Below are 13,157 nucleotides of genomic sequence, written 5' to 3'. Positions count from 1 at the left end.
GACCCGCGCTCACTTGCGCGCCTGAGGGCGTCATGCATTGATCCCGATGCCGGTTCAGGCCGGCGTTCGAATTGGGAGATCGTCCATGTCGCCTTCACTCTACGCCGCTTATGTCGTGGCCTGTATCGTCATCGTGCTGGTGCCGGGACCGACGGTGACGCTGATCATCGCCAATTCGATCCGTCATGGCACGCGCGCTGGTCTCGGCAACGTCCTGGGCACGCAGATCGGCCTCGCCATCACCATCGGCGTCGTCGCCATCGGCCTGACCTCGCTGATTGCCGGAATGGGGCACTGGTTCGAATGGGTCCGGCTCATCGGCGCCGCCTATCTTATCTGGATGGGCATCCAGATGTTCCGCAACAAGGGCAGCCTGAACCCGGATGGATCGGTCAGGAAGCCGCGCGGCGGCTTTGTCCTGCAGGGCGTTCTGGTCGCCGTCAGCAATCCGAAGACGCTGGTGTTCTTCGGCGCCTTCTTCCCGCAATTCATCGATCCGAACGGCAATTTTTCACTGCAGATGACGGTGATGGGCCTGACTGCCCTCGCCTTCGCGGCGGTGTCCGACAGCTGTTATGCCCTTGCAGCAGGCAGAGCCGGTCGCCTGCTTTCCGCGCATCGTATCCGCCTCCTGTCCAGGATCAGCGGTGGCTTCCTGGTCGGCGGTGGACTGTGGCTGGCCTTTTCGCGCACGAAATAGAGCCGCATCGTGCCACCGGTTGGTCTCCAGGGGATCAGCCGTATTGCTGGAACGTCGCATCCATGCGGATGGAACGGTCAGCTATGGAATGGCCGGCTCCAGCCGGTAGCGGTTTTTCGTTTGGAATTGCGTAAACAAGGAGCCAGAGCGTTTCCGTGAAAAACGGAAACGCTTTAAAGGCAAGCTCAGTTCAGCCGCCCCAGCCTTTCCGTCAGCAGCGCAAAGAAGCCGTCTGAATCGATATCGCGCATGACAGTGGCGTTCTTCGGCCTGTCGGTCACGCCCCACCAGTCGATCACGGTCATGCCCATGGTCAGATCCGAGGCCGTTTCAACGCTCACATTGCAATGACGGCCCTTGAACAGGTCCGGCTTCAGCAAATAGGCGATGACGCAAGGGTCGTGCAGCGGCCCACCATCGGTGCCGTACTTCTCCTCATCGAAACGCTCGAAGAAATCGAGCAGCGCTGCGGTTGCGTCGCCCACTTTCGAACCCATCTTGCGGAACGCCTCGACCCGCCTGGCAGTCGTCAGCGCCTTGTGGGTAACGTCGAGTGGCATGACCACGATCGGCACGCCGGAGCGAAACACCACGTCCGCGGCATGGGGGTCGACATAAATATTGAACTCGGCTGCCGGCGTGACATTGCCGCCCTCGAAGAAACCGCCACCCATCAGCACGATTTCCTTGATCCGCGGGGCGATCCGCGGTTCGCGGACCAGGGCGAGCGCAACGTTGGTGAGTGGCCCGAGCGGGCAAAGGGTTATCGTACCGGGCTCTTCGCGCATCAACGTTTCGACGATGAAATCCACGGCATGCTGCTCCTGGAGTTTCATGGTCGGTTCCGGCAGGTCGGGGCCGTCGAGGCCGGTTTTGCCATGCACGTGCTCGGCTGTGACCAGTTGCCGGACCAACGGCCGGATTGCGCCAGAGAACACCTTGACGTCGCGGCGGCCAGCCAGTTCGCAGATCTTGAGGGCATTCTTTTCAGTGAGCTGCAGCGGCACGTTGCCGGCGACAGCGGTGATACCGACCACATCCAGTTCAGGGCTCGCCAGCGCGAGCAATATGGCCACGGCATCGTCCTGGCCAGGGTCGGTGTCGATGATGATCTTGCGTTTATCCGGCATTTTGTGTCCTTGGTTGGCGGGGCCTTTGATGGCTTGAACTCGCCCGCGCGGCGGACCATATCAATGAAGACCGGGAAAATGCCAGTCGGGTTTTCACCGGTTCATGTCGCTCTTGGAGGACAACGGTACGATGAGTCGAATGACGCCCTTTTCCAGTCCGCTTCTTTTGGGCTTCGATGCAATGGAAAAGACGCTGGAACGCCTGGCGAAATCCGGCGACAGCTATCCACCCTACAACATCGAACGGCTGCGCGGCAGCGAAGGTGACGCCGAAAGGTTGCGCATCACGCTGGCGGTCGCCGGCTTCGGGGAAGATGATCTGGACGTCACCACCGAGGAGAATCAGCTGGTGGTGCGTGGGCGCCAGAACGACGAGACGGAACGCGAATACCTTCACCGCGGGATCGCGGCCCGCCAGTTCCAGCGTTGTTTCGTGCTGGCCGACGGGATGCGGGTATTGGCTGCGGAGCTGAAGAACGGCCTCCTGTCGATCGACCTCGACCGGCCGGAAGCCGAAAGGCTGGTACGAAAAATAAACATATCGGTGAAAGACTGACTTTGCCGATGGCTCTTACGCGCGGCGGCCCTGGACAGGCGCCTCGCTGAAAGGAGGCTTAAAATGCCCAGAACTATCGAAAGACTGACCATGACCAACAGCGAACTCGCCCACCTTGGCGAAGGCTCGGTCGCCTATCTCAGAAAAGTGTCGAGCGATGACCTGCGCGGCCGCTTTCCCGGTCTCGAGGAAATCCAGCCCGGCATGGAACTGTGGGCGCTGTTTGCCGCCAATGGCCAGCCGATCCTGTTGTCGGATGCCCGTGACCGCGCGCTTGCCGGCGCGATGGAAAACGACCTGACTACCGTCGCCATTCACTGACGCATGACCCCGAAAATCGGAATCGATTTTCGGAAAGGATCATGCGCCACTTAAAGGACGGCGGTCACCTGTCTGGAATGAAAACGGGCGGCACGCGCCGCCCATGGAAGCTTTAATTTTCCAAGATATTAGGCTGCGTGCGACGCCGGTGCCTGCGAAAGCAGCGCCAGGATGGCATTGGCGTCGCGCGTGCCGCGGATCTTGGCAACCGTGTCGGCATCGCGCAGCAGCCGCGCGATGCGCGAAAGTGCCTTGAGATGGTCTGCCCCAGCCCCCTCAGGCGCCAGCAGCAGGAACACCAGGTCGACGGGCTGATCGTCGAGCGATTCGAAATCGACGGGCGTCTCCAGGCGCGCGAAGACGCCAGCGATACGTTTTACCCCCGGCAGCTTGCCATGGGGAATGGCGATGCCATTCCCGACGCCGGTGGAGCCCAGCCGCTCACGCTGCAGGATGATGTCGAAAACCTCGCGCTCCGGAATGCCGGAGATCGTGGCGGCGCGCTCGGCGAGCAACTGCAGGAGCTGCTTTTTCGAGTTCGCCTTCAACGCCGGCATGATCGCCGAAACGTCGATCAGATCACTCAGATCCATCTGAAAAATCCCTTGTTCGCCCACCACCCTCGACCATGCCGAAGCACAGCCAAGGGTCGTTATCCCTGTGCGACCTTTGTTGTCGAAGGGTCGATCCAGCCAATGTTTCCGTCCGGCCGGCGGTAGACGATGTTGAGGTGATCGTTTCCGGCGTTGCGGAAAACGAAGACAGGAGTGTCCTTGGTGTCCAGTTCGATCACGGCGGAGGCGACCGACATGGTCTTCAGGACCATGGTCGATTCCGCGACGATGGCGGGCGCGTAATTTTCCGGGATTTCCTCGTCGTCATCTGCGAGCGGAGCCATCACCGTATAGGCAATGTCCGTGGCTGAACCGTTGCCGGCGCCCGAGGCATGCGATTTCAGGCGGCGCTTGTAGCGGCGCAGGCGGGTCTCCAATCGGTCCGCCGCAGCCTCGAAGGCCGCCGTCGGCTCCTGGGCATCTCCGGTTGCCTGCAACGCGGTGCCAGAATCCAGACGGATCATGCAATCAGCGGTGTAACGCGAACCGGCTTTCACCACCGTCACATGTCCGGCAAAGCCGCGATCGAAATATTTCCCGATAGCTTCGCCGATCCGATCGGTGATGCGCGTACGAAACGCATCGCCGATGTCCATGTGTTTCCCCGAAATGCGCAGCGTCATTTGAAAATTGACCTTTCCTGCTCAGGCTTCACACTGTCTGGAGTTTATACCTGTGGTCCGCGCAGACAAGCTTCGCGGCACCGTCCGCGCCCGATTTTGTAACCGAACCTTGTCGCTGGCCATTGGACCGTACCTTGACCGCCCCCAGGTCAACTTCACGACGGACCGACCACCTCCGGGCCGTGGCCCGTCTCATGCGGGCGGGCTTCTAGCCAACTCCCCGGCGCTTGTCAACGAAACGAAAAACTGTGGAAATCCGCGGCTTCTCAACGACCGGCGCCAGCCAGCGCCCGCTTTTCGCGTCGCCGCTGCACCGAGGACGGAATGTTCATTGCTTCCCGATACTTGGCAACCGTCCGGCGCGCGACATCAACCCCGTCTGCCTTGAGCAGGTCGACGATGGTATCGTCGGAGAGCACGTCTTCAGCTTTCTCCTCATCAATCAGTTGCCGGATACGATCCCGCACCGCTTCCGAGGAATGGGCGGCCCCGCCATCGGCCGCGGCGATCGATGCGGTGAAGAAATAACGCAGTTCGAACACGCCACGTGGCGTCAGCATGTACTTTTTGGCCGTCACCCTGCTGACGGTCGATTCATGCATGCCGATGGCATCTGCCACCGTCTTCAGGTTGAGTGGTCGCAGATGGCGCACGCCATGGACGAGAAAAGCGTCCTGCTGCCGCACGATCTCGGAAGCTACCTTGAGAATGGTCTTCGCGCGCTGATCCAGGCTGCGGGTCAGCCAATTGGCGTTCTGCAGGCATTCGGACAGAAAATCCTTCTCTGCCTGCTTCCTGGCCTGGCTGAACACCTGAGAGAAATAGACCTGATCGACCAGAACGCGCGGAAGCGCATCGGCGTTAAGCTCCACCGCCCAGCTGCCGTCGGCGGCCGGACGCACCTCGACATCCGCGACGATGGCGTCACTGGCACCGCCCGAAAAGGCGAGCCCCGGTCGTGGGTCCAGTGCCCGTATCTCCGCCAGCATGTCGAGGAGATCTTCCTCGTCAACGCCACAAAGGCGCTTCAGCGTCTGGAAATCCCGCCTTGCAAGCAATTCCAGATTGGCGACAAGCGCTTCCATTGCCGGATCGAAGCGGTCGCGCGCGACGAGCTGCAGCGACAGGCACTCGGCCAGATCTCGTGCGAACAGTCCGGATGGTTCAAAGCCGCGGCAGGCAGCAAGAACACGTTCGACTGAAACCGCGTCCGTCCCAAGACGTTCTGCAACCTCGCCCAATTCGGCGTGCAGGTAACCAGCCTCGTCCAGCCCATCCGCAAGTTCAGCAGCGATCAGCCGGTCACTGGGATCGAGGAAGGTAAAGGCGATCTGCTCGCCGACATGCTCACGCAGCGTAACGGCGGCAGCAGCCACGTCCTCCATGTCGAAACTCTCGGAAGCGCCGGAGCTGCCGCCGGGCGCCGACTTCCATTGTTGTGAAAGGTCAGGCCCGACCCGTTCGCTGACGCCTGGATCATCCGGAAAGATATTTTCGAGCGACGAATCGAGCTTTTCCGATATCGCCTCGGAACTCCAGGCCGTCTCCGCCTCGAACCATTCATCGGCATCCGTGGGCTTCCGCTCACTTTCGCTCTGCTGCGCTGGTTCCACCGGAGTATCCGGCTGCAGATCGGCGCGCTCCAGCAGGGGATTGCGTTCGATTTCCTCGTCGATGAAACGATCAAGCTCGATATGGGTGAGCTGCAACAGTCGGATCGACTGCATCAGCTGCGGCGTCATCACCAGCGACTGCGACTGTCTCAGCTGTAGTTTGGCAGCAAGCGCCATGTTCCGGGTGCGAAATCCCTGTTCGGTGAAGCCGTCGGCAGCGATGCAATCAAATGGCCCGGCTTTTGCTTGTCAAGCAACGAACCTTAGCACGCCGGATTGCCGTGAGGTTAGGCGGGTCATGAAAATCGCAGCAAATCCGGAGCTTGCCGGGTGCGCCAGGCGCCGGAGTTAAAGGGTGAAGGCTTCGCCGAGGTAGAGCCGCCGCACATCGGGATTGGCAACGATCTCTTCCGCCCGGCCATGCGTCAACACTTCGCCGGCGTGGATGATGTAGGCGCGGTCGATCAGGCCCAACGTCTCGCGCACATTGTGATCGGTGATCAGGACACCGATGCCACGAGCCGTCAGATGACGGACAAGCTGCTGGATATCGGCCACGGCGATCGGATCGATGCCTGCGAAAGGCTCGTCAAGCAGCATGTAGGCAGGACGGGTAGCCAAAGCGCGCGCGATTTCGAGACGCCGCCGCTCACCACCCGACAAGGCCATGGAAGGCGCCTTGCGCAGATGGGTGATGTGGAATTCCTCCAGCAATGCGTCAAGCTCGCGCTCTCGTGTCTTGCGGCTCTTTTCCACGACTTCGAGAACGGCGCGGATATTCTGTTCGACATTGAGACCCCGGAAAATCGAGGCTTCCTGCGGCAGATAGCCGATACCTAGCCGTGCACGGCGGTACATCGGCATGGAGGTGACATCGAAACCGTCGATCTCGATCTTGCCCTCGTCGACCGGAACCAGCCCTGTCACCATGTAGAAGCAGGTGGTCTTGCCGGCACCATTGGGCCCGAGCAGTCCGACGGCTTCGCCGGCGCGTACACCGAGCGAAACGCCATTCACCACACGCCGGCCCTTGTAGCTCTTGGACAGGCCACGGGCCATCAGCGTGCCCTTGAGCTTGACCTTTTCGCCACCGACAATGGCAGGCGCGGCCGGCTTGGCGTCGGTTTGTTTCAGCAACTGCATCGCGCTTTCGGTCAGGGTTTCTTGGTCGAATCCGGATTGATCTGCATCATGACGCGGCCGGAACCGCCTTTGCTGCAGCCGTCGACATTGGCAAGGCCGGATTTCATCTGCACGGTCAGCTTGCAGCCGGTGAGCACATTGTCGCCCTGGCTCAGCACCACCTTGGAACCGGTCAGCACCAGAACCTGGCTTTTCATGTCAAAAGTGCCGCGCTCGCCGGTGGCGATCTGATCATCGGACTTGAGATAAACGGTCCCGTCGACTTCGAGATGGTCGATATTGGTCGAGCCGCCAAGCGCGGGACCAGCCATGGCCGCACTCTTCGAGCCGTCCTTGCCGGCGGCGGCATCCTTCAAATAGTACACTTTCAGGACGCCGGCCTTCAGCAGGGTCGGACCCTGCACCACGCTGACATTGCCCGTGAAGATGGCGAGGTTCTGTTCCTGCCTGACCTCAAGCTTGTCACTTTCGATCTGGATCGGCTTGTCGCCGGAAAGTTTCAGGCCGGACATGTTGGTCTGGGCCGACTGCGCGAAGGCTGGCACGGATGCAGCTGCCAGAAATGCCGCAGCAGCAAGCCACTTCATGTTATTGGGCCGCATTCGGCTCTCCGCTCTTGTCGCTGGTCGTCTTCAGAACGCCAGGCTCCAGGTTGACTCGAACCCGCTTCTCGAAAACCAGCACCTTGCCGCTGTCTTCCACCGACATGGAGTCGGATTGGATATGCGAGCCGCGCGTGACGATGTCGACCGGGTCGTTCGTCTTCATATTGCCTTTCGCCATATCAAGGAAGGCCGATTTCATCTTCACCACCATTCCACTGGTGGTGGTCATGGTGATGTCGTTGGCCAACTCCAGCGTGTTGGCATCGCGGTTGTAGACCCCCTTGGCTGCGCCGACCACCGCCGACGTATCCTTGTCGAGCGGCAGCTTGGCATCGATGCCCTCGAGGCCGATGATGCTTTCCTTGGCGACGTCCTGAATCGCCCGCAGCGCCTTCATCGAATAAGGCAGATTCTGTTTGGTGAAACCCTCGAGCTTGGGGTTGGCCATCACCAGCTTGCCATTGGAGAACGCGCTGCCATCAGCCTGGACGGGGGCTGCAGGCGGGGTTTTCAGATAGGAATAGACCGGAAAGGCGATCGCGATGATGCCAGCGATGACCGGCAAGGCCAGTTTGAGGATACGAACGCGGCGCGAATGGCGCTGTGCGCTGTCGAAGGCAACCGCACGTTCGGACGGAAGCTCGCCGCGTTTCGGCGCGACAATAACCTCGTCCTTACCTTCCGGGTCGGTCGTTCGTGCCAACATGTAAACCTTCTGGTCCTTTTGCCCGCCGAACCCGCGCCTTATTTGGTGCCGGTTTGCGCCCAAGCAAGCGCATGCGAAGAAAAATCGCAAAAATATGACTTACCCCTGCAGCGGAGAAAAATCGCCAGGGGATCCGTCAAGACTAGCATGACGCCTTTTTCACCGCCATGCCTACATTTCGACTATCACGCTGCCCAGTATTGCCAGATCGCTAATGAAGAGTTGATCCGGAGGTCCGGAATGCTTGCGGCAACGATGCCGCACGCCCCACTGGCCCGAAAGCGGTAGCCCTGAATTGGCGGTTGCATTAAAAGCGTCTGCTTGCGTGCCCCCGAAACTGAGGCTGACATGACCCTGAGAGCCGACGACCTGATCGACCGACGCCGCCTGCGGCGCAAGCTGACCTTCTGGCGCGTCGCTGCCATCGCCGTGCTGCTGATCGGACTGGCCACCCTGTCCGCCTGGTATTACCGCGGCGGCGAGAGCACCGGCGTCGATCACATCGCCAAGATCAAGATCGAAGGCACCATCACCCAGGACGACGAACTGATCCGCCGCATCGAGGCGGTGCGCAAGGCGTCGCATGTCAAGGGCGTGATTCTGTTGGTCAATTCGCCAGGCGGCACCACCGTGGGCGGCGAGACCATCTACGATGCCGTACGCAAGCTTGCCGCCGAAAAGCCGGTCGTGACCGAAGTCGGCACGCTGGCGGCATCCGCCGGCTACATGATCGCCAGTGCTTCGGACTACATCGTCGCACACCAGACCTCGATCGTCGGCTCGATCGGCGTGCTGATCCAGTATCCCGACGTGACCGGCTTGATGGACAAGATCGGCGTCAAGCTCGAGGAGGTGAAATCCTCGCCGCTCAAGGCATCGCCTTCGCCGTTCGCGCCGACCACCGAGGAAGCGCGTGCCATGGTGCGCAAGCTGATCATGGACAGCTATGACTGGTTCGTTGACATCGTCGCCGAACGGCGCAAGCTGCCGAGGCCACAGGCACTGGCGCTTGCCGACGGCTCGATCTTCACCGGCCGCCAGGCTGTCGCCAACAAGCTGATCGACGCGCTGGGCGGCGAACAGGAGGCCGTGAAGTGGCTCGGCACCAAGGGTGTCGACGAAAAACTGAAGGTCGTCGAGTGGAAGAGCACGGAGCGCGGCAGCCTCTTTCTTCCCAACGCGATGGTCCGTCAGATCGGCCGCGCGCTCGGCCTGCCGGTGGAGAGCGAAGAGGTGTTGCGCCAGATCGGCGCCGACCGCTTGTTCCTTGACGGTCTCGTCTCGGTCTGGCACCCTTGATCTGGCGTGGGGCATAAGTCAAAAAGCGAATAAAATCATCCGCATAAAATTGGCCGCCGCGCCTTTACGGGGACCGTCCGCATGATCAAGTCCGAACTCGTCCAAATCATCGCCACCCGCAATCCGCATCTGTTCCTGCGCGATGTCGAAAACATCGTCGGCGCGGTCTTCGACGAAATCACCGACGCGCTCGCAGAGGGCAATCGCGTCGAGCTTCGCGGCTTCGGCGCTTTCTCGGTCAAGAATCGCCCTGCCCGCACCGGCCGCAACCCGCGCACCGGAGAGTCGGTCGAGGTCGAAGAAAAATGGGTGCCGTTCTTCAAGACCGGCAAGGAGCTGCGCGAAAGGCTGAACGGCGACAAGTAAGGTGATCTGAAATCGCCTCAGCCGCCATTCCAGCCTCGGATGGCCGCAACCAGCCTTCCGACGGGAGACGCCATGTTCAACCGCTTCGCTGTCATCGTCATCTTCGTTCCCCTGGCCATCGTGCTGATTGCGCTGGCTGTGGCGAACCGCGAACTGGTTGCCTTCACACTTGACCCGTTCAACCCGGGCAACCCGGCGCTGACGCTCACTCTGCCGCTGTTCGTCATGCTGTTCCTGGCATTGGCCGTGGGCATCCTCGTCGGCTCCTTTGCCACGTGGATGCGCCAGGGTCGCTATCGCAAGCTCGCACGCCAGCGCGGGGTCGAAGCAGAGAACCTGCGCCAGGCGATCGCGCGCGCGCCTTCCGCTGGCCAGGGGCCGGCTCTGCCCAAGCCGACCAGCTGATCGGCGCTTCACGGAGCATGATCCGAAAAGTTGCAGACTTTTCGGAAAAGATCGTGCGACAGAATCAATAAGATCGAACGGGAGACACTTCCATGCTGACCATTTCGGCCGCCGAGGTCGATCGCGCGCTGACGTTCTCCGGCCTGGTCGAGACGCTCCGCACCGCCTTCCACGACGGCGCTGTGCAGCCGGTACGCCATCACCATACGGTCGAACGGCCTGACGGTGCTGCTTCCACTTTGCTGCTGATGCCGGCCTGGACCGACCTCAATGCCGCGGGCACTTCCAGGGATGGCCACATCGGCGTCAAGATCGTCACGGTTTCACCCGACAACAATGCAATTGCCAAACCCGCGGTGATGGGACTCTATCTGCTTCTTGACGGCAAGACCGGCGAACCACAGGCGTTGATCGACGGCCAGCGGCTGACGCAATGGCGCACCGCCTGCGCTTCGGCGCTCGCCGCCTCCTATCTCGCGCGCGAGGATGCATCCCGACTGCTGGTAATCGGTGCCGGCGCACTGTCGCCATTCCTGGCCAAGGCACATTCGGCGGTCAGGCCGATCACGTCGATCCGCATCTGGAACCGCACGCTGGCCAACGCCGAAAAAGTTGCGGCCGATCTCCGCGCGGAGGGCTTGCCGGCGGAAGCCGCGACCGACCTCGAGGCTGAGCTTGCCGAGGCAGACATCGTTTCCTCCGCGACCATTTCCAACGAACCGTTGGTCAGGGGCGCTCGCGTCAAGCCGGGTGCCCATATAGACCTCGTCGGTGGCTTCACGCCGACCATGCGCGAGGCCGACGATGCGGCCATTACCCGTGCCCGCGTCTATGTCGACACCCGTGCTGGTGCCACCAAGGAGGCCGGCGACATCGTCCAGCCACTCGCCTCCGGCGCGCTTAGCCACGAAGCCATCATCGCCGACCTGCACGAATTGGCGCGGGGCCAGAAGCGAGGGCGCGAAAGCGCAGAAGAAGTCACGCTGTTCAAGTCGGTTGGCGCGGCACTCGAGGATCTTGCAGCGGGCATCGCCGTCTACAAAGCCTTGAAATCCTGACCGACGTTCACGCTTCGGTTATCACCTTCGTTTTCGGGAAACCGGTTGTCGAGCTGCGCGTTTGTTGCCCGCAGCAATAGCCAAGGACCGAAGCCATGAACGAAGGCTGGTTTTCGAAAGTCGTGCCGGTAGCCACCGGCATACTGGGCGACATTCGCCATATTTCAAACGCAAGGCAGGCGATCGACCTGCTGACCAACCACTGGCCGGATGCAGGCACGCGCAAACATCTCGATGCCAAGCGCGCCTCGCAGGCCGTCATCAATGGCAACGCCACGGGCGACACGGCAAGGGAAGCCTTCGTCGAAGCCGCTCGCGAGGCCCGTATCCTGGTCGAGTGATCCACTCGCCAGGCAGGCTCACTTGGTGCCTTGATCATTGCTCGCGGAAACGCCCATCGCCTCGGCGATCCGTTGAAAATCGAGTTCGGTCAGTTCGACCAGCCCGAACCGCAGCTGATAGCCCCAATTGGACTTTCCGGCGGTCAGCTCCAGCCGGTCGAGCAGCGGCGTGATCGGCGTCTCATGCGATGGTTGCCAGGCCACGTCTCGCCGGAACGGCCGAAAGCCTTCGCCCATGTCGCCCTGGTAAGGTTCGCCAATCCGGACCTGGCCAATGGCGGTGAAGGAACGCAGGCCGTCCTTTTCACCGAGCACGGTGCTCGGTGAATAGTAGACGACGCCATCGCCCGGTTTGATGCGGCGCAGAGGGGCAGCCTTGCCGTGGTTCACCTGCATGAAACCTTCGGCCCGACCGCGCCTGACATGCGCGGCCGAGGCCACAGTGAGCCAGTACCGCGTCATGGCTGAGCGTTTTCTGCGTCATTCAGCCAGTAGACACGCAGCCTGTGCTGGTCGGGATCGAGAGCCACGAAGGTGCGACCGAAATCCAGGTCCGTCGGCGTCTGCAGGATGGAAAGACCGCGGCCAGCCCAATCGGCGTGCGTCGCATCAACGGCTTCAGGGGCGTCCAGCTGGAAAACGATCTCGGAGCCTCCGCCGGCAGCGGCAGGAGCAGGCAGCGCCGTATGGCGCGACCACAGGCCGAGCTTGAAGCCGTTGTCGAGCACGAACAGCACGAAGGTTGGTGACGATTCGACAGGCGTGCGGTTGAAAAGCGCCTGATAGAACACACCGCTGACCTGCGGCTGGTCGACAAACAGAATGACGAAGTTGGGGCTTTGCATGATGGCTCTCCGGTGTTGTGAGTGGAGAGACTGTAGTCGAAGCCACTGTCAGATTCTGGCAGCAGTAAGTCAGCGTTGCGACGCGTCCGGCAATGTCGCCCGCCACTGCTTGAGCAGGGACTGCCGCCGCTTGGGATAACGCTGGCCGGTCGCGTCGAGCGTCGCGATCCTGTCGGTGCGGAAATGCCGGAAATCCTGCCGCATCTCGCACCAGGCCACCATCACCCGCACCTTGTCGAAAAAGCCGAGTGCAAAAGGCCACACGATGCGCTCACTGCCGGCACCACCGGCATCGCTGTAGGTAATGGCGAGTTTCCGTTCGTCGCGGATCGCCTGGCGCACGGCCGCAAGGTCGATGCCTTCGCTTGCCCCCATGCGTGGACCGACCAGGAGCGCCGACGCATCGAGATCCTCGCGCAGATCTTCAGGCAGCACGGCAGCGATCTTGGCAAGCGCATCGGCCGCCGCCCTGGCCAGCCGGTTATCCGGCTGCTTGGCCACCCAGCGTGAACCGAGCACGATCGCCTCGATCTCCTCGTCGGTGAACATCAACGGCGGCAGCATGAAACCAGGCTTCAGCACATAACCCAGCCCCGCCTCGCCCTCGATCGGCGCACCCTGGCCCTGCAGCGTGGCGATGTCGCGATAAAGCGTGCGGATCATATGCCGAGTTCTTCGGCCAGGGTCTGCCCGCTCACCGGCAGCCGGTAGCGACGCAAGGTCTGGACGAGATCGAGCAGGCGTTCGGAGCGCGACATTGTGACCTTATACAGCGCAGGCCGTTCTCGTGCCTTCGAATTGTCAGCTTTCCGCTTGAAGTATTCCTGCCTCC

General features: G+C 61.5%; 17 protein-coding genes and 1 pseudogene. 8 read left to right on the top strand and 10 right to left on the bottom strand.

The window, feature by feature from the left end; translation table 11 throughout:
• Positions 1-85 precede the first annotated feature (85 nt).
• Complete coding sequence (locus C1M53_RS16920) at positions 86-700, top strand: LysE family translocator (protein ID WP_129413292.1); 615 nt, start codon at positions 86-88, stop codon at positions 698-700.
• Between the two features lie 185 nt (positions 701-885).
• Here the strand turns inward: C1M53_RS16920 and C1M53_RS16915 are convergent, their stop codons facing one another.
• Positions 886-1,830, bottom strand: a complete 945-nt coding sequence (locus tag C1M53_RS16915) for a nucleoside hydrolase (RefSeq protein ID WP_129413291.1) — start codon at positions 1,828-1,830, stop codon at positions 886-888.
• A gap of 130 nt (positions 1,831-1,960) precedes the next feature.
• Here C1M53_RS16915 and C1M53_RS16910 point away from each other — a divergent pair, with 130 nt between their 5' ends.
• The gene (locus C1M53_RS16910; protein WP_129413290.1) at positions 1,961-2,386 is read left to right on the top strand and encodes an Hsp20 family protein; all 426 of its coding nucleotides are present in this window, start codon (positions 1,961-1,963) and stop codon (positions 2,384-2,386) included.
• A 63-nt stretch (positions 2,387-2,449) separates the two neighbouring features.
• A complete protein-coding gene (locus C1M53_RS16905; RefSeq protein ID WP_054309700.1) occupies positions 2,450-2,707 on the top strand; it encodes a DUF1150 family protein in 258 nt (85 codons plus the stop codon).
• Between the two features lie 128 nt (positions 2,708-2,835).
• Here C1M53_RS16905 and ptsN read toward each other — a convergent pair whose 3' ends face one another.
• The 6 genes from ptsN to lptC form a co-directional block, all read right to left on the bottom strand.
• Positions 2,836-3,300 carry a PTS IIA-like nitrogen regulatory protein PtsN gene (gene ptsN, locus C1M53_RS16900; RefSeq protein ID WP_129413289.1) on the bottom strand — a complete coding sequence of 155 codons (465 nt, stop codon included), beginning with the start codon at positions 3,298-3,300 and terminating at the stop codon, positions 2,836-2,838.
• A 59-nt stretch (positions 3,301-3,359) separates the two neighbouring features.
• Positions 3,360-3,944 (bottom strand): ribosome-associated translation inhibitor RaiA, encoded by a 585-nt coding sequence (gene raiA, locus C1M53_RS16895; protein ID WP_129413288.1) that lies wholly within the window; start codon positions 3,942-3,944, stop codon positions 3,360-3,362.
• A 266-nt stretch (positions 3,945-4,210) separates the two neighbouring features.
• The gene (rpoN, locus tag C1M53_RS16890; protein WP_129413287.1) at positions 4,211-5,734 is read right to left on the bottom strand and encodes an RNA polymerase factor sigma-54; all 1,524 of its coding nucleotides are present in this window, start codon (positions 5,732-5,734) and stop codon (positions 4,211-4,213) included.
• A gap of 171 nt (positions 5,735-5,905) precedes the next feature.
• On the bottom strand, positions 5,906-6,616 hold the full coding sequence (lptB, locus tag C1M53_RS16885; RefSeq protein WP_245488616.1) for an LPS export ABC transporter ATP-binding protein: 711 nt from the start codon (positions 6,614-6,616) through the stop codon (positions 5,906-5,908).
• A gap of 95 nt (positions 6,617-6,711) precedes the next feature.
• Positions 6,712-7,302: an LptA/OstA family protein gene (locus tag C1M53_RS16880; protein WP_129413285.1), complete on the bottom strand. Its 591-nt coding sequence runs from the start codon at positions 7,300-7,302 to the stop codon at positions 6,712-6,714.
• Complete coding sequence (gene lptC / locus C1M53_RS16875) at positions 7,289-8,011, bottom strand: LPS export ABC transporter periplasmic protein LptC (RefSeq protein WP_129413284.1); 723 nt, start codon at positions 8,009-8,011, stop codon at positions 7,289-7,291. Before lptC ends, C1M53_RS16880 begins: the two co-directional genes overlap by 14 nt.
• Before the next feature lie 348 nt (positions 8,012-8,359).
• Between lptC and sppA the strand changes: the two genes are divergently transcribed.
• The 5 genes from sppA (at position 8,360) to C1M53_RS16850 (ending at position 11,480) form a co-directional block, all read left to right on the top strand.
• Positions 8,360-9,310: a signal peptide peptidase SppA gene (gene sppA, locus C1M53_RS16870; protein ID WP_129413283.1), complete on the top strand. Its 951-nt coding sequence runs from the start codon at positions 8,360-8,362 to the stop codon at positions 9,308-9,310.
• An 81-nt stretch (positions 9,311-9,391) separates the two neighbouring features.
• Positions 9,392-9,676: an integration host factor subunit beta gene (locus C1M53_RS16865; RefSeq protein WP_129413282.1), complete on the top strand. Its 285-nt coding sequence runs from the start codon at positions 9,392-9,394 to the stop codon at positions 9,674-9,676.
• Positions 9,677-9,748: 72 nt separating this feature from the next.
• The gene (locus tag C1M53_RS16860) at positions 9,749-10,081 is read left to right on the top strand and encodes a DUF1049 domain-containing protein (protein WP_129413281.1); all 333 of its coding nucleotides are present in this window, start codon (positions 9,749-9,751) and stop codon (positions 10,079-10,081) included.
• A 92-nt stretch (positions 10,082-10,173) separates the two neighbouring features.
• Positions 10,174-11,139: an ornithine cyclodeaminase family protein gene (locus tag C1M53_RS16855; RefSeq protein WP_129413280.1), complete on the top strand. Its 966-nt coding sequence runs from the start codon at positions 10,174-10,176 to the stop codon at positions 11,137-11,139.
• A 95-nt stretch (positions 11,140-11,234) separates the two neighbouring features.
• Positions 11,235-11,480, top strand: coding sequence for a DUF982 domain-containing protein (locus tag C1M53_RS16850; protein WP_129413279.1), 246 nt, complete (start codon positions 11,235-11,237; stop codon positions 11,478-11,480).
• A gap of 18 nt (positions 11,481-11,498) precedes the next feature.
• On the opposite strand, the gene C1M53_RS16845 is transcribed toward C1M53_RS16850, so the two are convergent.
• The 3 genes and pseudogenes from C1M53_RS16845 to C1M53_RS16835 form a co-directional block, all read right to left on the bottom strand.
• Positions 11,499-11,942 (bottom strand): EVE domain-containing protein, encoded by a 444-nt coding sequence (locus C1M53_RS16845; protein WP_129413278.1) that lies wholly within the window; start codon positions 11,940-11,942, stop codon positions 11,499-11,501.
• Positions 11,939-12,325, bottom strand: coding sequence for a VOC family protein (locus tag C1M53_RS16840; protein WP_129413277.1), 387 nt, complete (start codon positions 12,323-12,325; stop codon positions 11,939-11,941). Before C1M53_RS16840 ends, C1M53_RS16845 begins: the two co-directional genes overlap by 4 nt.
• A 69-nt stretch (positions 12,326-12,394) precedes the next feature.
• Positions 12,395-13,083, bottom strand: a pseudogene (locus tag C1M53_RS16835) (YafY family protein).
• Positions 13,084-13,157: the final 74 nt, after the last annotated feature.

The organism is Mesorhizobium sp. Pch-S, assembly GCF_004136315.1.
Classification (GTDB): Bacteria; Pseudomonadota; Alphaproteobacteria; order Rhizobiales; family Rhizobiaceae; genus Mesorhizobium.
Note: the sequence above shows the minus strand (reverse complement) of the source record. Positions and strands in the feature narration are given on the sequence as shown.

Bases quoted from the DNA above. Each gene is read 5' to 3' on its own strand.
- C1M53_RS16920 (WP_129413292.1), top strand. From the start codon at position 86: ATGTCGCCTTCACTCTACGCCGCTTATGTCGTGGCCTGTATCGTCATC.
- C1M53_RS16915 (WP_129413291.1), bottom strand. From the start codon at position 1,830: ATGCCGGATAAACGCAAGATCATCATCGACACCGACCCTGGCCAGGAC.
- C1M53_RS16910 (WP_129413290.1), top strand. From the start codon at position 1,961: ATGAGTCGAATGACGCCCTTTTCCAGTCCGCTTCTTTTGGGCTTCGAT.
- C1M53_RS16905 (WP_054309700.1), top strand. From the start codon at position 2,450: ATGCCCAGAACTATCGAAAGACTGACCATGACCAACAGCGAACTCGCC.
- ptsN (WP_129413289.1), bottom strand. From the start codon at position 3,300: ATGGATCTGAGTGATCTGATCGACGTTTCGGCGATCATGCCGGCGTTG.
- raiA (WP_129413288.1), bottom strand. From the start codon at position 3,944: ATGACGCTGCGCATTTCGGGGAAACACATGGACATCGGCGATGCGTTT.
- rpoN (WP_129413287.1), bottom strand. From the start codon at position 5,734: ATGGCGCTTGCTGCCAAACTACAGCTGAGACAGTCGCAGTCGCTGGTG.
- lptB (WP_245488616.1), bottom strand. From the start codon at position 6,616: ATGGCCCGTGGCCTGTCCAAGAGCTACAAGGGCCGGCGTGTGGTGAAT.
- C1M53_RS16880 (WP_129413285.1), bottom strand. From the start codon at position 7,302: ATGCGGCCCAATAACATGAAGTGGCTTGCTGCTGCGGCATTTCTGGCA.
- lptC (WP_129413284.1), bottom strand. From the start codon at position 8,011: ATGTTGGCACGAACGACCGACCCGGAAGGTAAGGACGAGGTTATTGTC.
- sppA (WP_129413283.1), top strand. From the start codon at position 8,360: ATGACCCTGAGAGCCGACGACCTGATCGACCGACGCCGCCTGCGGCGC.
- C1M53_RS16865 (WP_129413282.1), top strand. From the start codon at position 9,392: ATGATCAAGTCCGAACTCGTCCAAATCATCGCCACCCGCAATCCGCAT.
- C1M53_RS16860 (WP_129413281.1), top strand. From the start codon at position 9,749: ATGTTCAACCGCTTCGCTGTCATCGTCATCTTCGTTCCCCTGGCCATC.
- C1M53_RS16855 (WP_129413280.1), top strand. From the start codon at position 10,174: ATGCTGACCATTTCGGCCGCCGAGGTCGATCGCGCGCTGACGTTCTCC.
- C1M53_RS16850 (WP_129413279.1), top strand. From the start codon at position 11,235: ATGAACGAAGGCTGGTTTTCGAAAGTCGTGCCGGTAGCCACCGGCATA.
- C1M53_RS16845 (WP_129413278.1), bottom strand. From the start codon at position 11,942: ATGACGCGGTACTGGCTCACTGTGGCCTCGGCCGCGCATGTCAGGCGC.
- C1M53_RS16840 (WP_129413277.1), bottom strand. From the start codon at position 12,325: ATGCAAAGCCCCAACTTCGTCATTCTGTTTGTCGACCAGCCGCAGGTC.